Annotated in this window: 20 protein-coding genes; 8 read left to right on the forward strand and 12 right to left on the reverse strand. The window is 65.8% G+C overall.

The features are described from left to right. Positions 1-51 precede the first annotated feature (51 nt). The 3 genes from N6H05_RS23155 to rsmA are packed head-to-tail and all read left to right on the forward strand — an operon-like array spanning position 52 to position 3,263. A complete protein-coding gene (locus N6H05_RS23155; RefSeq protein ID WP_284111847.1) occupies positions 52-1,416 on the forward strand; it encodes a peptidylprolyl isomerase in 1,365 nt (454 codons plus the stop codon). Then, entirely contained in the window at positions 1,394-2,419 is a 1,026-nt protein-coding gene (pdxA, locus tag N6H05_RS23160) for a 4-hydroxythreonine-4-phosphate dehydrogenase PdxA (protein WP_284111848.1), read from the forward strand. The genes N6H05_RS23155 and pdxA overlap by 23 nt, the downstream gene beginning before the upstream one ends. Beyond that, positions 2,409-3,263 carry a 16S rRNA (adenine(1518)-N(6)/adenine(1519)-N(6))-dimethyltransferase RsmA gene (rsmA, locus tag N6H05_RS23165; protein ID WP_284111849.1) on the forward strand — a complete coding sequence of 285 codons (855 nt, stop codon included), beginning with the start codon at positions 2,409-2,411 and terminating at the stop codon, positions 3,261-3,263. The genes pdxA and rsmA overlap by 11 nt, the downstream gene beginning before the upstream one ends. A 700-nt stretch (positions 3,264-3,963) precedes the next feature. Here the strand turns inward: rsmA and N6H05_RS23170 are convergent. Then, positions 3,964-4,446, reverse strand: coding sequence for a hypothetical protein (locus N6H05_RS23170; RefSeq protein WP_284111850.1), 483 nt, complete (start codon positions 4,444-4,446; stop codon positions 3,964-3,966). Between the two features lie 171 nt (positions 4,447-4,617). Here N6H05_RS23170 and betI point away from each other — a divergent pair, with 171 nt between their 5' ends. The 3 genes from betI to ahpF all read left to right on the forward strand — a co-directional run bounded on the left by betI (position 4,618) and on the right by ahpF (position 7,686). Beyond that, complete coding sequence (gene betI / locus N6H05_RS23175; RefSeq protein ID WP_284111851.1) at positions 4,618-5,220, forward strand: transcriptional regulator BetI; 603 nt, start codon at positions 4,618-4,620, stop codon at positions 5,218-5,220. 134 nt (positions 5,221-5,354) lie between these two features. Continuing rightward, on the forward strand, positions 5,355-5,918 hold the full coding sequence (gene ahpC / locus N6H05_RS23180) for an alkyl hydroperoxide reductase subunit C (RefSeq protein WP_004210655.1): 564 nt from the start codon (positions 5,355-5,357) through the stop codon (positions 5,916-5,918). Positions 5,919-6,105: 187 nt separating this feature from the next. Next, on the forward strand, positions 6,106-7,686 hold the full coding sequence (ahpF, locus tag N6H05_RS23185; RefSeq protein WP_284111853.1) for an alkyl hydroperoxide reductase subunit F: 1,581 nt from the start codon (positions 6,106-6,108) through the stop codon (positions 7,684-7,686). An 88-nt stretch (positions 7,687-7,774) separates the two neighbouring features. Here ahpF and N6H05_RS23190 read toward each other — a convergent pair whose 3' ends face one another. Then, positions 7,775-8,350, reverse strand: a complete 576-nt coding sequence (locus N6H05_RS23190; protein ID WP_284114302.1) for a hypothetical protein — start codon at positions 8,348-8,350, stop codon at positions 7,775-7,777. Positions 8,351-8,514: 164 nt separating this feature from the next. On the opposite strand from N6H05_RS23190, the gene N6H05_RS23195 reads away from it, so the two are divergent. Continuing rightward, a complete protein-coding gene (locus N6H05_RS23195) occupies positions 8,515-9,936 on the forward strand; it encodes an APC family permease (RefSeq protein ID WP_284111854.1) in 1,422 nt (473 codons plus the stop codon). A 4-nt stretch (positions 9,937-9,940) separates the two neighbouring features. Here N6H05_RS23195 and N6H05_RS23200 read toward each other — a convergent pair whose 3' ends face one another. From N6H05_RS23200 to glmM, 5 genes are all read right to left on the reverse strand, one after another. After that, positions 9,941-10,579, reverse strand: coding sequence for a L,D-transpeptidase family protein (locus tag N6H05_RS23200; RefSeq protein ID WP_284111855.1), 639 nt, complete (start codon positions 10,577-10,579; stop codon positions 9,941-9,943). A 79-nt stretch (positions 10,580-10,658) separates the two neighbouring features. Beyond that, positions 10,659-11,258: a ribonuclease HII gene (gene rnhB, locus N6H05_RS23205; RefSeq protein WP_284111856.1), complete on the reverse strand. Its 600-nt coding sequence runs from the start codon at positions 11,256-11,258 to the stop codon at positions 10,659-10,661. Then, positions 11,251-12,012 carry a bifunctional hydroxymethylpyrimidine kinase/phosphomethylpyrimidine kinase gene (gene thiD / locus N6H05_RS23210; RefSeq protein ID WP_284111857.1) on the reverse strand — a complete coding sequence of 254 codons (762 nt, stop codon included), beginning with the start codon at positions 12,010-12,012 and terminating at the stop codon, positions 11,251-11,253. The genes rnhB and thiD overlap by 8 nt, the downstream gene beginning before the upstream one ends. Beyond that, positions 12,009-12,233, reverse strand: coding sequence for a DUF1272 domain-containing protein (locus N6H05_RS23215; RefSeq protein WP_004210980.1), 225 nt, complete (start codon positions 12,231-12,233; stop codon positions 12,009-12,011). The genes thiD and N6H05_RS23215 overlap by 4 nt, the downstream gene beginning before the upstream one ends. A 126-nt stretch (positions 12,234-12,359) precedes the next feature. Beyond that, positions 12,360-13,700, reverse strand: coding sequence for a phosphoglucosamine mutase (gene glmM, locus N6H05_RS23220; RefSeq protein ID WP_284111859.1), 1,341 nt, complete (start codon positions 13,698-13,700; stop codon positions 12,360-12,362). A 93-nt stretch (positions 13,701-13,793) separates the two neighbouring features. Between glmM and N6H05_RS23225 the strand changes: the two genes are divergently transcribed. Further along, a complete protein-coding gene (locus N6H05_RS23225) occupies positions 13,794-15,161 on the forward strand; it encodes an alanine/glycine:cation symporter family protein (protein WP_159365475.1) in 1,368 nt (455 codons plus the stop codon). A gap of 160 nt (positions 15,162-15,321) precedes the next feature. Here N6H05_RS23225 and N6H05_RS23230 read toward each other — a convergent pair whose 3' ends face one another. The 5 genes from N6H05_RS23230 to rplM form a co-directional block, all read right to left on the reverse strand. Continuing rightward, on the reverse strand, positions 15,322-15,504 hold the full coding sequence (locus tag N6H05_RS23230) for a CsbD family protein (RefSeq protein ID WP_284111860.1): 183 nt from the start codon (positions 15,502-15,504) through the stop codon (positions 15,322-15,324). A gap of 87 nt (positions 15,505-15,591) precedes the next feature. Next, positions 15,592-18,144 carry a DUF3857 domain-containing protein gene (locus N6H05_RS23235; RefSeq protein WP_284111861.1) on the reverse strand — a complete coding sequence of 851 codons (2,553 nt, stop codon included), beginning with the start codon at positions 18,142-18,144 and terminating at the stop codon, positions 15,592-15,594. 51 nt (positions 18,145-18,195) lie between these two features. Next, complete coding sequence (locus N6H05_RS23240) at positions 18,196-18,393, reverse strand: hypothetical protein (RefSeq protein ID WP_284111862.1); 198 nt, start codon at positions 18,391-18,393, stop codon at positions 18,196-18,198. Positions 18,394-18,541: 148 nt separating this feature from the next. Further along, positions 18,542-19,078: a 30S ribosomal protein S9 gene (rpsI, locus tag N6H05_RS23245; protein ID WP_004210975.1), complete on the reverse strand. Its 537-nt coding sequence runs from the start codon at positions 19,076-19,078 to the stop codon at positions 18,542-18,544. Next, a complete protein-coding gene (gene rplM, locus N6H05_RS23250; protein ID WP_004210974.1) occupies positions 19,078-19,557 on the reverse strand; it encodes a 50S ribosomal protein L13 in 480 nt (159 codons plus the stop codon). Before rplM ends, rpsI begins: the two co-directional genes overlap by 1 nt. Positions 19,558-19,570 lie beyond the last annotated feature (13 nt).

Consider the following 19,570-nt stretch of genomic DNA (forward strand, 5'->3'; position numbering starts at 1 on the left):
AAGGCGGAACGGGGCATTGGCTCCCGACCGTATTGGAGATTTTTGCCGACGATGCTTTCTGTCGTTTTCTCGCCCAAATCCGTTCGCTCGGGCCTGCGCACCCTGCTTCTGTCCACCGCCCTTCTGGGCATGGCGGCGCAGACCGTGTCGGCCCAGGCCGTCGACGATGACGCCGATCAGGGCCTGAACCTGCCCAAGGACGTCACCATCTTCGGCAAGAATGATCCCAATGTCCGCAAGGCGACGGCGATCGTGAACGGCCGCATCATCACCGGCACCGATGTCGATCAGCGCCTGGCTCTCATCATCACCGCCAATGGCGGCAAGGTGTCGGCCGAGGAAAAGGAACGGCTGCGCGTCCAGGTTTTGCGCAACCTGATCGACGAAACGCTGCAGATTCAGGAAGCGGCGGCCAACGACATCAAGATCGATCCGGCCGAAGTGAACCAGAGCTATGAGCGCGTCGCGGCCAATTTCCGCAAGTCGCCCGACCAGTTCAACCAGTATCTGCGCGAACAGGGCAGTTCGGCCAACAGCATCAAGCGCCAGATCGAGGGCGAACTGGCCTGGAGCCGCCTGCTCCGCCGCAACATCCAGCCCTTCGTCAACGTCTCCGAAGACGAAGTGAAGTCGGTGGTCGATCGCCTCAACGCCGCCAAGGGCAGCGACGAAGTGCGGATCAGCGAAATCTATCTGTCCTCGACGCCGGAAAACCGCGACCAGATCACGGCCAACGCGCGCAACATCATCGAACAGATCAAGCAGGGCGGCAGCTTCGCCGCCTATGCCCGCCAGTTCTCCGAAGCCTCGACCGCCGTCGTCGGCGGCGATCTCGGCTGGGTCCGCCCCAGCCAGCTGCCGACCGAACTGGCGCAGGCCGCCACCGAATTGCAGGTCGGCCAGCTCGCCGGCCCGATCGAGACGGTGGGCGGCATGTCGATCATCTATGTGATGGACAAGCGCAAGGTGCTGACCGCCGATCCGCGCGATTCGCTGCTCAGCCTCAAGCAGCTGTCGGTCCTCTTCCCGGCCGGCACCAGCAAGGAAGCCGCCAGCCAGAAAGCCGCGACCTTCGCCGCCGCGGTCAAGGAGATCAAGGGCTGCGGCCAGGCGAACGAGATCGGTGCCCGCATCGGCGCCGATGTGGTCGACAATGACAATGTGAAGCTGCGCGACCTCCCGCCGCAGCTGCAGGACATTCTCGTCAATCTGCAGGTCGGCGAATCCACCCCGCCCTTCGGTTCGATCAACGATGGCGTCCGCGTCCTGGTCGTCTGCGGCCGCGACGAACCCGCATCGGCCAACGCCCCCAATCCCGAACAGATCCAGGCCCAGCTGGAAGAGGAACGCGTCAACAAGCGCGCCCGCATCTATCTGCGCGATCTTCGCCGCGATGCCGTTATCGAATATAACTGATCCGGGCAGCCTGCCGCCCTTCGCCGTCTCGCTCGGCGACCCGGCGGGCATCGGACCGGAAATCGTCGCCAAGGCGTGGGTCATGCGCGAAGCGCGTGGCCTGCCCGCATTCTTCGCCGTCGGCGATGCCGCATCGTTGCGCGCGGTGTGGCTCGGCCCGATCGAGATCGTCGGATCGCCCGAGGAAGCCGCGCAGGTGTTCGAGCGCGCCCTGCCCTGCATGCAGGTGGCCGAAGCGGGCGAGATCGTGCCCGGCACGCCCAGCATCGACGGCGCCCGCACCGCTTTCCAGGCACTGGAAGTCGCGGTCGGTCTGGCCCGCACCGGATCGGCCGCCGGCATCGTTACCGCGCCGGTCGGCAAGGAACAGTTGTACGGCGTCGGTTTCACCCATCCGGGCCAGACCGAATTCGTCGCCGAACGCTGTGGCGTCTCGGCCCAGAACGCGGTCATGATGCTCGCCGGCCCGTCGCTCAAGGTGGTGCCGATCACCATCCATATCGCGCTGGCCGATGTGCCCTCGGCGCTGACCATCGACCTGATCCGCGCCCGCGCCCTCACCACGGTGAAGGGATTGCAGCGCAATTTCGGCATCGCCCGCCCCCGTCTCGCCGTGGCCGGCCTCAACCCGCATGCCGGGGAGAATGGCGCACTCGGCCGCGAGGAAATCGAAGTGATCCGCCCGGCGATCGAGGCGCTGCGCGCCGAAGGGATCGACATTGTCGGCCCGCTGGCGGCCGATGGCATGTTCCATGCCCGCGCCCGCGAAGCCTATGACGCGGCGCTCTGCATGTATCATGACCAGGCGCTGATCCCGATCAAGACGCTGAACTTCGACGATGGCGTCAACATCACCCTGGGCCTGCCGATCGTGCGCACCTCGCCCGATCATGGCACCGCCTTCGGCATTGCCGGCACCGACAGCGCCAATCCCGGCGCGATGATCGCCGCCCTCAAAATGGCGGCCGAAGCCGCCCGCGCACGGATTGCCTATGCCGGCTGACGCCCGCCCCACTCTGCCGCCGCTGCGCGACGTGATCGCCGCCCATGGTCTTCAGGCCAGCAAGGCGCTCGGCCAGAATTTCCTGCTCGACGAACAGTTGCTCGACCGGATCGCCGCCATTCCCGGCAGCATCCAGGATCAGCCCGCGTTCGAGGTCGGCCCCGGCCCCGGTGGCCTGACCCGTGCGATCCTGCGCGCCGGCGGCAAGCTGGTCGCGGTCGAGCGTGATCGTCGCTGCCTGCCTGCACTCGCCGAACTGGAACTGGCCTTCCCCGGTCAGTTGCGCGTCATTTCCGGCGACGCGATGGAGGTGGATGCCCGTGCCGAGGCCGGCGATGGCGCCCATATCATCGCCAACCTGCCCTATAATGTCGGCACCGCCCTGCTGGTCGGCTGGCTGTCGGCGCTATGGGCGCCGCTGCCCTGGTGGTCCAGCCTGACGCTCATGTTCCAGATGGAAGTGGCCGAACGCATCGTCGCGAAGCCGGGCACCGACCATTATGGCCGCCTCGCCGTGCTCGCCCAGTGGCGCAGCGACGCGCGCATCGCCATGAAGGTGCATCGCAGCGCCTTCACCCCGCCGCCCAAGGTGATGTCGGCCGTGGTCCACATCACCCCCAAGCCGGCGCCCGAAGGCGTGCAGCTCAAGATCCTCGAACGCCTGACCGCAGCCGCCTTCGGCCAGCGCCGCAAGATGCTGCGCCAGAGTCTCAAGTCTGTCCCCGGCGCGCTCGACGCACTGGAGGCGATCGGCATTGACCCGCAACGCCGCGCCGAAACCGTCAGCGTCGAAGAATTCGTCACCCTCGCCCGCCAGCTTGACCAGGCAGCGACCAGCGCCTGATCCCGCTGCCGCGCACTGCGAGCAAAGACCAGAGACGGAGCAGAAACTGAACGTCTCTGGCACAGTCACCCCTGCGGAGGCGTGAATGACGAAGTTGGGTAGGTAGCGGAATGGCCGCTGAAGATTACACGGACCCAAACACGTCTCCGATGAAGCCTGTCCATCCAAGAACAGCGATCGTAGCTATGGCGGGGAGTAGCCACGCCCACGCCCAAGCATAACGCCGCATACTTCCCTCGGGGGTTCGCCAGTAGGCAAGCGCGAAGACTGGCGACCAGACGATCAGCGCAGGAAGCACAAAGAGCAGCAAAAGCCAAAAGACGACCATCGAGCTACGCTGCCATCAATTTGGAATGTCCGCAAATGGTCGTCAGCCGTCAAACCCGACATCGTCAGCCAAGCGCAGTGAAGTCCTGTCCTACTCGCCCAATCTCTGATCTACCATGGGCGATGCACCAGCACCGCGCCCTTCCCTCGCCCCGACCGCAGCCCACAACAGGCGGGACCCATGTGTCGCCTCCCTGTCGCGTCGGCATGACCCGACAGGCGCGTCGGTGCAACGCTGTCCTGCCCAACTGTCGTGCGACCGTCGCGTCATGGGCGCGTGGCAGGCGCGTATCCGGTGCAGACGGCCCCAAATGCCGCACGACACTGTGAACTTCGGCGCTGTCGCGTCGGCATGACCTTTGCCGATCCCGGCTTATCGGCAATAGCCTTCCTCGCCCGGCTTCACGATCAGGCAATCCTGCTTGTCGGCGAGATATTTGAAGCCCGTCTCCGCCCCCGTGCCCGGTCGGATGGCAAGGTCGCGGCCATCGCGCGCGAAGCGGATCGTCGCGCCATCGGCCAGCCCGCTATAGGTCGCTTCCCGGTCGAGATTATCCTTGTTGGTCAGCGCATAATGGCCCGGCTTGCCGTTGGGGGCGAGCTGGATGTCGAGGAACAGCCCTTCCGGCCCGGTCCAGCGCCCGACCCACTCGTCGGTTGGCAGCGCCGCGCCCGCATTGTCGGGGGCCGCGACAGAGTCTGTATCGTCGATCGCTTCGGCATGGGCCGGCACGCTCGCATTGTTCGCCACCGCTTCATTGTCCACGCCCTTGGCGCAGCCACCCAGCAGCAATACCGCGCCCAGACCGGGCAGGATCAGGCGAAGGGCAGACGTGGTGGCGGGCTGTCGGATCATCCATGGTCTCCTTGCTGTCATGACGACACTATGCGGGGCAAACGGGCGAACCGGCCGGATCGATCCCCAATCGGGTCGAACGGCGCTTGCCAGCGCCCGTCATTTCCGCACAGTGAGCGACAACAGAATAGCATGTTCGGGGCGCCGGGTCGTCCCATGCCGGGGGGGCAAGTGAGAGCGAAATTCGTACGGGAGTCCGCCGATGTCCGGCGGCAGGCACTGATCGACGCAACGGCAAAATGTCTGGCGGAAAAGGGCGTGGCGGGCACGTCCGTCCGTGCCATCTGCGCCGCCGCGGGCGTATCGTCCGGCCTACTGACCCATTATTTCGAGGGCGTCGACGCGCTGATCCTCGCCACCTACCGCGATGTCGGACAGCGCGTATCCCAGGCTATGGATGCAGCGATCGCGGGCGCGGGCGACGATCCGCTGGACCGGCTGCGTGCCTTTCTCCAGGCCAATTTCCGCGCGCCCGTGCTCGACGCCGATCTGCTCGCCACCTGGATCGCCTTCTGGAGCCTGATCAAGTCCAACGCCGATGTCGCGGCCGCTCATGCCGACATCTATGCGGCCTCGCGCGCGCAGCTGGAGGGGCTGGTCACCGCCGCCGCGCCGGCCTTCTCCCCTGCGCAGGTACGGCTCAAGGCCATCGGCCTCACCGCGCTGGTCGACGGGCTGTGGCTGGAATATTGCCTCGACCCCACCAGTTTCAGCGCGGCGGAGGCACAGCAACTGGTCGAACGGGCCATGGTGCATGCCCTGCGGGATCAATGACCCGTTCGATTAATCGGATAGCGTGTGATCGCTTTTATCTATCAACATGTCCGAGAAAACCAATTTCCCCCGAATCATCCGCTTCCCTAAACAGGCTTCGCAACAGCAACCCTAATCAAGGAACTGGATAGCCCATGGCTCTCATCAACACCCCCCTGCAGCCTTTCAAGGCAACCGCTTTCAAGGAAGGCAAGTTCGTCGACGTCACCGATGCCGACGTCAAGGGCAAGTGGGCCGTCTTCTTCTTCTACCCGGCCGACTTCACCTTCGTCTGCCCGACCGAGCTGGAAGACCTGGCCGACATCTACCCCACCCTGCAGGGCATGGGCGTGGAAGTCTATTCGGTGTCGACCGACACCCATTTTTGCCACAAGGCCTGGCACGACACCTCGCCGGCCATCGGCAAGATCAACTATTACATGCTGGGTGACCAGAACCACGACATCTCGAACCAGTTCGGCGTGCTGCGCGAAGGCGTCGGCCTGGCCGACCGCGGCACCTTCGTGCTCGATCCGGAAGGCGTGATCCAGCTGGTTGAAATCACCCCCGAGGGCGTGGGTCGCAACGCGGCCGAACTGCTGCGCAAGATCAAGGCGCTGCAGTATTGGACCAGCCATCCGGGCGAAGTCTGCCCCGCCAAGTGGGAAGAAGGCGCGGAAACCCTCGCCCCCTCGCTCGACCTCGTCGGCAAGATCTAAGCATCTTTAGGTGCTGACAGGCCGCCGGGCTCGCCTCCGATGAGGGAGCCCGGCGGACCTTCAAAAAAATTTCTACAGACTTATCTCTATTTCAACGGGGCTTTTGGGTCGCACCAATTCCCCGGACGGGCCGTCACGTCCTCCCGATCGGGACGGCCCGCCATCTTTTCCACGGAGCCAGACAGACATGTTGGACACAAATCTCAAAGGGCAGTTGAAAGCCTATCTGGCGAACATCACCCAGCCGATCGAGCTGGTGGCTTCGCTGGATGAAAGTGCCAAGTCGCGCGAAATGAACGAATTGCTGGCGGAAATCGCCGAGCTTTCGGACAAGGTCAGCCTCGCCACCGGCAATGACAAGCGCAAGCCCAGCTTCATGATCCGCCGCGTCGGCACCGATATCGGTGTGACCTTCGCCGGTCTGCCGATGGGCCATGAATTCACGTCGCTGGTGCTCGCCCTGCTGCAGGTCGGCGGTCACCCGTCCAAGGCTGCGCAGGATCTGATCCAGCAGGTCAAGGATCTGGACGGCGACTATGCCTTCGAGACCTATTTCTCGCTGTCGTGCCAGAACTGCCCCGACGTGGTGCAGGCGCTGAACCTGATGAGCGTGCTCAACCCGCGGATCAGCCATGTCGCGATCGACGGCGGCCTGTTCAAGGATGAGGTCGACGCCCGCAAGGTCATGGCCGTGCCGACCATCTTCCTCAACGGCGAACCCTTCGGCCAGGGCCGGATGGAGCTGGAGCAGATCGTCGCCAAGATCGACAGCGGTGCCGAGGCGAAGGCGGCCGAGAAGATCCGCAAGCAGGATCCGTTCGAGGTGCTGGTGGTCGGCGGTGGTCCCGCTGGCGCGGCAGCCGCGATCTATTCGGCGCGCAAGGGCATCCGCACCGGTGTCGCGGCCGAACGCTTCGGCGGCCAGGTGCTCGACACCATGGATATCGAGAATTTCATCTCGGTCAGCCGTACCGAGGGGCCCAAGCTCGCCTCGGCGCTGGAGGCGCACGTCAAGGATTATGACGTCGAGATCATGAACCTGCAGAAGGCGGCGAAGCTGATCCCGGCCAAGACCGAAGGCGGCTATCATGAGATCGTGCTGGAAAATGGCGCGTCGCTGAAGGGCCGCACCATCATCCTGTCGACCGGTGCCCGCTGGCGCCAGATGGGCGTGCCGGGAGAGGACGAATATCGCAACAAGGGCGTGGCTTATTGCCCGCACTGCGATGGTCCGCTGTTCAAGGGCAAGCGCGTGGCTGTGATCGGCGGCGGCAATAGCGGCGTCGAAGCCGCGATCGACCTGGCCGGCATCGTCGCCCATGTCACCCTGATCGAGTTTGACAGCCAGCTGCGCGCCGACGCGGTGCTGCAGCGCAAGCTCGCCAGCCTGCCCAACGTCAAGATCATCACCTCGGCGCTGACCACCAAGGTGAACGGCAATGGCGAGCGGGTGACCGGCCTCAGCTACAAGGACCGCAACAGCGGCACCGAGCATGATGTCGAGCTGGAAGGCATTTTCGTCCAGATCGGCCTCGTGCCGAACACCGAATGGCTCAAGGACACGATCGCCCTCTCGCCCCGTGGCGAGATCGAGATCGACGCGCGCGGCGAAACCAGCCAGCCCGGCATCTTCGCCGCCGGCGACTGCACCACGGTGCCCTACAAGCAGATCGTCATCGCCATGGGTGCGGGGTCAACCGCAGCCCTGTCGGCCTTCGACTATCTGATCCGTCTGCCCACTGCCGAGGAAGCGGCCGAAGCAGCCTGAAAAATGCCCGCCTGAACCAGTCCCCCCCTTCTGGTTTTCAGGCCAGCGAAGGCCGGTCCGTTCCCCTGACGGACCGGCCTTTTTCCTGTCAGGGAACGCCGATCACCGTTTCGGGCTGCTCGGGATAGGCACGCAGCAGCGCGTTGCACAGCGCCGTGGCGGCGCTATCCCGCTTGTCGGCCGGGCGCACCGTCACCGCGCTGCCGCTCCAGATCACGGCCGCGTCGCCGCGCCGGTGCAGGCGCATCTCCAGCTCGGTGCGTTCGAGCGCGACATGGCGCGTCTTGCCGGACGGCACCGCCAGCGAGAGGCTCGATCCCACCGCGCCGGACACGCCGCCGGGCATCAGGTCGGAATTGCTCTTCTCGACCTTGCCGGTCCCCGTCCCGACCTCGGACGCGCGAATGACCAGTTCCATGACCAGCGCGGCATGGCCATCGTCCAGCAAGGTGAAGCCCTTGTCCGACAGGGCCAGGGTGGCCGCATCGACAAAGGCGTCCGCCGCGCCCGCCTGCCCGCTCGCATCCTCCCGCATGGACACCGATATGGTGCCACCGCTCGGCACATCCGCCGCCGATGCCATCGTCGGCAACAGCATCGCCGCCGCCACCATCAGCATGGACCGCGCCCATTTCCGCGCACCAGGCAATCGCTTCTGATCCATCAAGGCTCGATCATCCATCCCAAGCCGAACAGGTCGGCGGCCAACAACTATATGCCTAGCCGAGCGGCGGCCCGCCGACAATCGCGCGCCCTCACCGGTCCCGCCGCGCCATTCTCACACGATATTCATTTGCCTTCCCGCGCCCGGCATGACAGCGGCGGAGCATGACGAACCGATCGCCCCGCCATCCGCTCCTGATCGCGCTGCTGCGCTGCAAGCCGGTGCTCGACTTCATCGGCGACGATCCCGACGCGAAGCCCCTCGCCCGCAATATCGGTCTGTTCCAGCTGACCATGCTGGGCGTCGGCGCGACCATCGGCACCGGCATCTTCGTCGCCCTGACCACCGCCGTGCCCGAAGCGGGGCCGGCGGTAACCCTGTCCTTCGTCATCGCCGGCATCACCGCCGCGCTGACCGCGCTCTGCTATGCCGAAATGGCCTCGGCCGTGCCGGCGTCGGGCTCCTCCTATTCCTATGCCTATGCGACCATGGGCGAACTCGCCGCCTTCCTGATCGGCAGCTGCCTGCTGCTGGAATATGGCGTCTCCGCCTCCGCCATCGCCGTGGGATGGGGGCAGTATCTCAACGAACTTCTCTCGATCAGCACCGGCTGGCGCCTGCCCGACATCATCGCCCGGCCGCCGGGTGCAGGCGGCATCGTCAACCTGCCCGCCGTGCTGCTGGTGGGCCTGTGCCTCATCCTGCTGCTGCGCGGCACGCGGGAATCGACCACCGCCAACGCCATATTGGTGGTCGCCAAGCTCGCCGTGCTGGCGCTGTTCGTGGTGGTCGCGCTCGCCCATTTCCAGCCGACCAATTTCCACCCCTTCGCGCCCAAGGGCATGGTCGGCATCGGCGCTGCGGCCTCCTCCATCTTCTTTTCCTATATCGGCATCGACGCGGTCTCGACCGCGGGCGAGGAAGTGCGCAATCCGCGTCGCGACCTGCCGCTTGCCATCATCCTGTCGCTGCTGATCGTCACCGCCGCCTATATATTGGTCGCGGTCGCGGCGATCGGCGCCCAGCCCTGGACCGAATTTGCCGGGCAGGAAGCGGGCCTGGCCGTCATCCTCCACAACCTCACCGGCGCGGGCTGGCCGGCGGTGATCCTGTCACTGGGCGCCATCGCCTCGATCTTCAGCGTCACTTTGGTGGTGATCTACGGCCAGACCCGCATCCTCTATGCCATGGGCCGCGACGGGCTGCTGCCCGCCTTCTTCTGCCGGGTCGATCCGGTGCGCCATGTGCCGCGCCAGAATACATGGATCGTCGCGATCGGCGTCGCCCTGCTCGCCGCCTTCGTGCCATTGGACGTGCTGGTCAACCTTACCAGCATGGGCACGCTGATCGCCTTTGGCACCGTGTCGATCGGCGTCATCATCCTGCGCCGCACCCGGCCGGACCTGCCACGCGGCTACAAGGTGCCCTTCTATCCGATCCTGCCGATCGCCAGCACGCTCTTCTGCGCCTATCTGATCTTCGGCCTGCCGGCCGACACCTATGCGCTGTTCGCGGTCTGGGTTGGTGCGGCCGCCCTGCTCTATTTCGGCTATTCGATGCGGCGCTCGGCACTGGCCCAGCGCTGATCGGTCAGCGGCGCGATACGCGCGGCACGAAGATGATCGGGTCGATATCCAGCACCGGCTTTGCCGGCGCCGGCGCAGCGACCTTGGCCACGGCGTCCGCCGCCGCCATCTGCTCGATCGTCAGCGAGGGATGCAGCCGATCCCTGGTCACCGTTACCAGCCCACCCAGGCTGGTCATGCCGAACAGCTTCTGGGCAAAGGCATAGGGCAGGCGGATGCAGCCATGGCTGGCCGGATAGCCCGGATTATGCCCAGCATGCAGCGCAATGCCGTCCCAGGTCAGCCGCTGCATGAAGGGCATGGGCGCATTGCTGTAGAGATTGGACCGGTGCCACTGATTCTTCTGCAGGATCGGATAGTCGCCGGTCGGCGTGCTGTGCCCGGCCATGCCGGTCGACACGCTCGCCATGCCGACCAGCCGGTCGCCGCTATAGACATGGGCCATCTGCCGATCGATGCTGATGACCAGATGGATCGGCCCGTCGAGCGGCCCTTCTTCCAGCCAGCGATAGCCACCCGGCGCCAGCGCACCAGCCTTGGCCGCCGGCCGCGCGCGCTTGACCGGCGCAGCCGCCTGCACCGGCAGCGACAGCGCGCCGACAAGCAGGAACAGGCTGGAAAGGCCGGAACGGGCTAAGGACATGAATCCCTTCTTAAGCATGCGCCACACCCGCGCCAGCCCTCAAATCATGCCCATCCCGCCCCGCGACGGGACAGCATCGTCAGATCAGCAGCAGTTGCGCCACCGGCGAAAAACTGCGCCGGTGCAGCGGCGTCGGGCCATGCTCACGCAGCGCCGCCATATGCTTGGCACTGCCATAGCCCTTGTTGCTCTCCCAGCCATAATGCGGATGCTCGGCGGCGGCGGCGATCATGATCCGGTCGCGCTCTTCCTTGGCCAGGATCGATGCGGCGGCGATCGACAGGCATTTGGCGTCGCCCTCCACCACCGCGGTCGAGGGCCAGCGCCAGTTGGGACAGCGATTGCCATCCACCAACACATGGGCGCACTCCTGCCCCAGCGCCTCGACCGCGCGGGTCATGGCCAGCATCGTCGCCCATAATATGTTGAGTTCGTCGATCTCCGCGACACTGGCGATGCCCAGTCCCCAGCACAGCGCGCGGGCCTTGATCTCCCCCTCCAGCGCGGCGCGGCGCTTGGCGGTCAGCTTCTTGGAATCATTGAGGCCCTCGGGGCAATCCTCCTGTCGCAGGATCACGGCCGCCGCGACCACCGGCCCCGCCAGCGGCCCACGCCCGGCCTCGTCCACTCCGGCGACCAGGCCGGGATGATGGATCAGTTCATGCGCGAAATCAGGCATAGGCGTGGAAGCCGAAGGGATTGCCCATCGGGCCATGGCCTGCGCCCAGCCCCGGCGCCAGCGCCAGTGCCTCGCGCACATATTTGCGGCCACGCTCGACCGCTTCGATCAGGTCCAGCCCCTGCCCCAGGCCGGTCGCGATCGCGCTCGCCAGGGTGCAGCCGGTGCCATGGCTGTGTCGCGTGTCGATCCGCGCATTGCTCCATGCTTTGCGCACACCCCGCGGCCCGATCAGCCGGTCGGTCAGCATCGGCCCCTCGCCATGGCCGCCCTTGGCCAGCACATGGGTGGCAAAACGGATCGCGATTTCCTCGCCGCCCAGCGCCGCCAGTTCGGGGATATTGGGCGTCACCAGCGTGGCGATGGCCATCAGCCGCTCGAACGCCGCGATCGTAGCCTCGTCGGCCAACAGCGATCCGCTGGTCGCGACCATGACGGGATCGAAGACGATCGCCACATTGTCGAGCAGCGCCAGCCGCTCGGCCACCGCTGCCGCCGTCTGCGCCGAACCGATCATGCCGATCTTGACCGCGTCGACGCCGATGTCGCTGATCACGCTGTCTATCTGCGCCAGCACCATCTCGGTCGGCACCGGGTGGACGCCCTGCACGCCCAGCGTGTTCTGCGCGGTGATCGCGGTGATCGCGGTCATGGCATGGCCGCCCAGCAGCGTGACCGTCTTGATATCCGCCTGGATACCGGCGCCGCCGCCACTGTCCGACCCGGCAATGATTAGGATACGGGCCGGCGTCATCCCTTGAACTTGCGCTCCGTGGAGGCGGGGTTGTTCGCCAGCGCCTTGCCCATCCGGGTCGGCCGGTCCATCAGTTCGCCGCCGCAATTGGGGCAGCGATCGTCCAGCGCCTCGGCGCAGGGCGCGCACCAGGTGCATTCGAACGAGCAGATGAACGCGCCGGGCTCATCGGCCGGCAGGTCAGTGCCGCAGCGTTCGCAATCGGGGCGCATTTCAAGCATGGTTCATAACTCCGTTCGGGCTGAGCGAAGTCGAAGCCCTTGTCTGAGCGGAGGCGAAGACACCTCCCTGCGGTCGGCACTGCCCTTCGACTTCGCTCAGGGCGAACGGAATAATAGCGGCAAGCATCAGGCCGCCGCCTTCTCGACCGCGGCGCAGATGCGCTCGACCACGTCCTTGACCTGATCCTCGCGGTCGCCTTCCGCCATGACACGGATCACCGGTTCGGTGCCGGACGGGCGGATGACCAGCCGGCCCGATCCGTTCAGTTCCGCCTCGGCCTGGGCGATCACGCGCTGCACCGCTTCATCCTGCAGCGGCTTGCCACCGGCGAAGCGGACATTCTTCAGCAATTGCGGCACCGGATCGAACTGGTGCAGCGTCTCGCTCGCCGGCTTGCCCGACCGGACCAAGGCGGCCAGCACCTGCAGCGCCGCCACCGTGCCGTCGCCGGTCGTCGCATAGTCCGACAGGATCATATGACCGGACTGTTCGCCGCCGACATTGAAGCCGCCCTCGCGCATCCGCTCCAGCACATAGCGATCGCCGACCTTGGTGCGCTCCAGGCCGATGCCCTGCCCGGTCAGGAAACGTTCGAGGCCCAGGTTCGACATGATCGTCGCCACCAGCCCGCCGCCGCGCAGCGTGCCGGCGCGCGCGAAATTGGATGCGATCAGCGCCATGATCTGGTCGCCGTCGACAATCTGCCCTTTTTCATCGACCACGATCAGCCGGTCCGCGTCGCCGTCCAGCGCAATGCCGATGTCGGCGCCGGAGGAGACGACGGTTTCCTGGCACAGCAAGGGCGAGGTCGATCCGCAGCCGTCATTGATATTGGTGCCGTTGGGCGTGACGCCCACGGCGACCACTTCGGCGCCCAATTCCCAGAAGGCCGACGGCGCAACCTGATAGGCGGCGCCGTTGGCGCAATCGACCACGATCTTGAGGCCGTCGAGGCGCAGGTCGGCGGGGAAGCTCGACTTGACCGCATGGATATAGCGGCCACGCGCGTCCTCGACGCGGCGGGCGCGGCCGATATCCTTGGACGCAGCCAGCGGCACATCCTGGTTCAGCAGCGCCTCGATCTTCAGCTCATCCTCGTCCGACAGCTTGTAGCCATCCGGGCCGAACAGCTTGATGCCATTGTCATAATAGGGATTGTGGCTGGCCGAGATCATCACGCCCAGGTCGGCGCGCATCGAATGGGCGAGCATGGCGACGGCCGGCGTCGGGATCGGCCCGAACTGGACCACGTCCATGCCGACCGCGGTGAAGCCCGCGACCAGCGCATTTTCGACCATATAGCCCGACAGGCGGGTATCCTTGCCGATCACCACCCGGTGGCGATGGCTGCCGCGCTGGAAATGGGTGCCGGCCGCCATGCCGACCTTCATCGCCAGTTGCGGCGTCATCGGCCACTGGTTGGTGCGACCACGAATACCGTCAGTGCCGAAATATTGTCTGCTCATGCGATCCTGCCCCGGGGCGGCTATGGGTAAAACTCACCTCCCCCATAGCAATCTTTGATCGACTTTCCACCGCTGTCCCGGCATCGCCGCCGCATGGAAAATTTCAATGCCGCCGTCGATGCGCTGTCCAGCGCGGTCTTCTTCAAGGTTCCCCTGTTCGGCGCGCAGATCGAGCTGATCGTGCTCTATCTCGCGCTCCCCATGCTGTTCTTCACCATCTGGCTGGGGTTCCCCAATGTCACCCAGGTCGGCCGGGCGATCCGCATCCTGCGCAGCCAGCCGCATGAGGGCGAGGCGAAGGGCGATGTCAGCCAGTGGGGCGCGCTCTCGACGGCCCTGTCCGGGACCATTGGCCTGGGCAATATTGCCGGCGTCGCGGTGGCGCTGACCATGGGCGGGCCGGGCGCGATCTTGTGGATGTTCATCATCGGCTGGTTCGCGATGACGGTGAAGATGGCGGAGGTCACGCTGGGCCTCAAATATCGCGTCTTCGACGAACGCGGCCATGTCCATGGCGGGCCGATGTATGTGCTCAAAGCCGTCGGCGCAGCGCGCGGCTGGCCGAAGATCGGCCTGGTGCTCGGCGGCGCCTATGCCTTCTTTGCCCTGTTCGGCGCGATCCCGATGGTGCAGGTGAACCAGAGCTTCGCCCAGGTGAAGGTGGTCACCGGCATGACCAATGGCTGGGCCTATGGCGTGTTCATCGCGGCGGCCGTCGCGCTGGTGACGATGGGCGGCGCGGCCTGGCTGGGCGAGGTGTCGAAGCGCCTGACCCCGCTCAAGGTCACCGTCTATCTGGGCGGTGTCGCGGCGATCCTGATCCTCCATGCCGACGCTATTCCCGGCGCGCTCGCGCTGATCTGGCACGGCGCCTTTTCCAGCGATGCGGCCACCGGCGGGGCGATCGGCGCCTTTGTCGCGGGCATGCGTCGCGCGGTCTTCGCCAGCGAGGCGGGTGTCGGGTCCGCCGTCATGGCACACAGCCTGGCGCGGGCACGCCATCCGGTGTCCGAAGGCCTTGTCGCGCTGCTGGAGCCGCTGCTCGGCACGATGATCGTCTGCGCGCTGGGCGGGCTGGCGCTGGTCGTCGCCGGCACCTGGAACAATGGGCTGGAGGGCATCGCCATCACCTCGGCAGCCTTTGCCAAGGTGTCGCCCTGGTTCCCCTGGCTGCTCGCCGTCGTCGTCTTCCTCTTCGCCTATTCGACGCTGGTGGCCTGGGGCTTCTACGGCCTTCAGGCCTGGGGCTATCTGTTCGGCAATGGCCCCCGCGCCCAATGGGTCTACAAGATCCTCTATGTCGTCGCCCTGCCTCCGGCCGCCGCGATCGACCTTGGCCGGGTGGTCGGCATCGTCGATAGCAGCTTCTTCCTGATGGCGATTCCCAATGTCATCGCCCTCTATCTGTGCGCCGGCGAACTGCGCCGCGACGTGAAGGCCTATCTCGCCGATCAGGCTTAACTTCGCACATTTCCCGCACATTCTGACATAATCTTGCGGGGCCGCGATCCTATCGGAAAGCGGCCCCGTTCTTATAGCATGACCTTAACCAGATAGGACAGAAACGAAAAAGGCCCCGCCTGCCGGCGGAGCCTCTTCGTTCGTGCAGATGGTCGGGGCGTCAGATCTTGTCGCCGAGCGCACCCTTCACCGAGCCGGCCACATCCTGGGCCGTACCCTTAGCCTTCTGAATCTTGCCTTCGGCTTCCAGGCGTTCATTATCCGTGGCCTTGCCGATCGCTTCCTTCGTGGCACCGGCGGCCTTGTTGCCCGCAGCCTTCACCTTGTCGGTCATTTCACCCATATGGTTTCTCCTTGGAAGTGGCTTTCCCCCTGTCAACCATCGGACAGGGGGAAAGGTTTCCATCGAAACGCGGGCGTCATGACAAAATCAGGGCTTGATCCCGTAGCGGGCATAGACGGCGTCGATGCGCGGATCGATGCGGCGGGCGACCGCGATTTCCGCGTCCCCCTCGCTCGCCCGACCCAGCCGATGCAGCACGATGCCGCGCATGTATCGGCTCGGCTCCTTGCCCGGCTCCTGCGCGACGACGACATCCAGGTCGCGCAGCGCATCATCGAACCGGCCCATGCGGAACCACAGCATCGCCCGACTGTCGAGCGCGGCCATGCTACCCGAACTCAGCTCCACCGCCTTGGTGCAATCCTGCATCGCGCTGTCCAGCTCGACATTGCGCGATCCCTTGACCCAGCAACGCTCGTTGAACAGACCGGTCATGCCCGGCTTTTCCGCCAGTTGCGCATCGATGATCTCGATCGCCTTAGCCGGATCGCCATAGGTGCCGAGCAGCGTCGCCTTGAAGCTGCGATAGCTGTCGCGCGCCTCGCCACCGATCGCGATCTTTGCGTCGACCATGCCCAGTGCATCATCCAGCTTGCCGCTTTCCGCCAGATAGGTCGCGACCGTGCCGACCGCCGCGCCCGATGCCGGGTCGAGCTGGCGCGCCATCCGGCCATCGGCCAGCGCGCCGGTCACGTCGCCGGTCTGGAACCGGCGATAGGCACGCTGCAGATAGAGGTCGACGTCGGGCTTGATCCCGATCGCCTTGTCCAGATCGACCAGCGCATTCTTGTAATCGCCGATGCCCCAGCGGAAATTGCTGCGACTGGAATAGCCGGTCGCGTCCTCCGCATCGGCGGCGATCGCCTTGGCAAAGGTCGCCTCGACCGCCCTGGACTGCGGCCAGGCGGCGATGGTCGCCGGGCTGTAATCCCACAAATAGGTCGGTTTGGCCGGGCCGATCACATGCGGCGACATGGCCTGCACCGTGGCCAGCGCATCGCGCTCGTCGGGCAGGCGATCGGCCGCGATCTCGACGCCGGTGGCGTCGGTCCGCTCCTCGACGTCCAGCACCCCGTCCTTCAGCTGCACGGTCCGGCGCAGGTCATAGCCGGCCACCGTCTTGCTGAGGCCCTGCTCGCCCTCGATCGCATAGCCCTTGCCGCCCTGGGGCAGGCGCAGGCGCAGATGATAGCGGATGCCGATCGGTGCGCTCGTCGCCACCGGGATCGCCAGCCAGGCGGGGCGTGCCCGGTCCGGCGCGAAGCTGATCTCGTCGATCAGCTTGCCGGCGTCGCGGCGATAGCGCCGGTCGCTCAGCTTCCAGGGCGAACTGGTGACGCCATGGGCGGTGAAGGTGACGGTGGCCGAGGCCGCATCGGTGGTGACGCCGACCTGGCTATATTGGGCTGTGCCGACCTGCTCGCTGAAGAAGCCCTGCACCATCTCGTCGCGCCGCTTGGCATCCATCTGACCAAGGCCCGTGCTGATCATGGTGGCGATCTGCCCGCGCAGCACCGCCTTGGCATCGAACACGGTCGGCAGCTTCTCATGCCCACTCTCGTCCGCCTCGACACTGACGTCGATCGTCGGCCGGGCATTGGCATGGGTCTGGATCGGCATCAGCTCAGCGCCGGCGGCGCGCACCGGCAGCACCGATCCGAAGCGCGGCGTATCGCCGATATCCTCCAGCCGCGATCCCAGGCCGGTGCCGTCGAGCCAGTAGGACTGGCCATCGATCACCGCACGCACCAGCACATGGTCGAAGGCTGCGGCCGTGGGCAGCCGTTCCGGCACGGAATCGCCCAGGGTCGAACTGGCCAGCACCGGCTCCGCCTCGATCCCCAGCCCGCGCAGCAGCGACAGCAGCAGCAAGGTCTTCGCCTTGCAGTCGCCATAGCGCAGCGTCCAGGTCTCGGCCGGCTTCTGCGGGACATAATTGCCGCCGTTCATGCCGACCATCAGATAGCGGACATGGTCCTGCACCAGTTGCAGCGCCGCCGCCGCCTTTTCCTTGGGCGATCCCGGCAGCGCCTTGAGCTTGGCCAGTTCGCCCGCCAGCGGCGATCCATCGGCGATCAGTCCGTCGGTCGCATAGAGCGGCGCCATCGTCTTCGACACATCGGCCCAACTGGCGAAGGTCGACAGTTCGAACAGCGGCGGATGGGTGTAACGGGTCGGCGCGTCGGCCGGCATTTCCGGCTGCTTGGCCAGCGGCACGGCGAAGCTCAGCTCGGTGAGGCCACCCTTCTTGACCGGCTTGGCATCGACGCCGCTCGCCAGCAGCTTCCAGCGCGGCGCATCCGCGTCATCCCACAACAGGCGGACCCGGCCATAGCCCAGCCGCAACGGCGCGGCCGGCAGAGCCGAGACATTCTGGACATGACCGCCCAGCGCATCATCCTTGCTGGTGGTCGAATAGCGCAGCCGCACCACATCGCCCACCTGCACCCCCTCGACCGCCATGGTCGCGGTCAGGATACCGCTGATCTGCAGCGCTTCCAGCCCCTGCTCACGGCGCAGCACGGTGAATTTCTTGCCGCTGGCCAGCGCATCGATCACCTGATCGCCGCGCAGGATCGACAGTTCATGGATGATGAGGTCGCCCTTGTCCGGCGCCCAGGGCAGCGTCAGCGACGACAATTGGGTCAGCGCCTCGGCCGAACCGGCGCGGGTGGCGATGTCGGCATAGTTTTACAGCTGGCCCTTCTCGACCCGCTGCTGGCTGTCGAGGATCATCATCGAGGGCGGATCGCCATCGGCCGCGAGCTTGGGCATCGCCGCCTTGTCGATCCAGCCGGGCGCCGGCTGATACAGCGGCACCTCTCCGGCAAAGGCAGGCGCCACAACCGTCATGGCCGCCGAAGCCGCCAACCACCCGAAATGTCTCATTTCCCCCCGAACATCCTTTTGCACTAAGCCCCGTTTGACCGAAGGCTATGGCATCGCGACGAAGCGCTCAAGGGGAAGCATCACGCGCAAAGAAAAAGGGGCCGGAAAACCGGCCCCTTCTCGAAATTCGCGGCAGTCGCGAAGCGGATTAGCGCTTCGAGAACTGGAAGCTGCGGCGGGCCTTGGCCTTGCCGTACTTCTTACGCTCGACGACGCGGCTGTCGCGGGTCAGGAAGCCTTCGGCCTTGACCGCGCTGCGCAGCGCCGGCTCATACTTCGACAGAGCCTGGGCAATGCCGTGCTTGACCGCACCGGCCTGGCCCGACAGACCGCCGCCCTTGACGGTGGCGATCACGTCATACTGACCTTCACGGTCGGTGACGCCGAAGGGCTGGTTGATGACCAGACGCAGGGTCGGGCGAGCGAAATAGACTTCCTGGTCACGGCCGTTGACCGTGATCTTGCCGGTGCCGGGCTTCACCCACACGCGGGCCACGGCGTCCTTGCGGCGGCCGGTGGCATAGGCGCGGCCGAGGCCGTCGATTTCCTGGGCGCGCAGCGGAGCCGAGGGCTGGACCGGCGCGGCAGCGACGGGCGCTTCGCCTTCGACGGCAGCCGGGGCAGCGGCAGGAGCGGCAGTGGCCAGCGACGCGAGGTCGGACAGGGACTGACGGTTATCGGACATTATGCACCCACCTTGTTCTTGCGGTTGCGCGACGCGAAGTCGAGCACTTCGGGGTTCTGGGCTTCATGCGGATGCTCGGTGCCGGCGAAGATGCGCAGGTTGCGCATCTGCTGGCGGCCCAGCGGACCACGGGGGATCATACGCTCGACGGCCTTTTCCAGGACGCGCTCGGGGAAACGACCTTCCAGGATCTTCTGGGGGGTGGTTTCCTTGATGCCGCCGGCATAACCGGTGTGCTTGTAGTAAACCTTGTCGGTCAGCTTGCGGCCGGTGAACTTGACCTTGCCCGCGTTGATGATGATGACATTGTCACCGCAATCGACATGGGGGGTGAAGCTCGGCTTGTGCTTGCCGCGCAGGATATTCGCTACAGTCGAAGCGAGACGACCCACGACCAGCCCTTCGGCGTCGATCAGGATCCACTTCTTTTCGACCGTCGCCGGGGTTGCCGGCTTGGTGGTCTTCATCAGCGCCTTCATGGTGCCAATTCTC

This window comes from Sphingobium sp. WTD-1 (assembly GCF_030128825.1).
GTDB lineage: Bacteria > Pseudomonadota > Alphaproteobacteria > Sphingomonadales > Sphingomonadaceae > Sphingobium.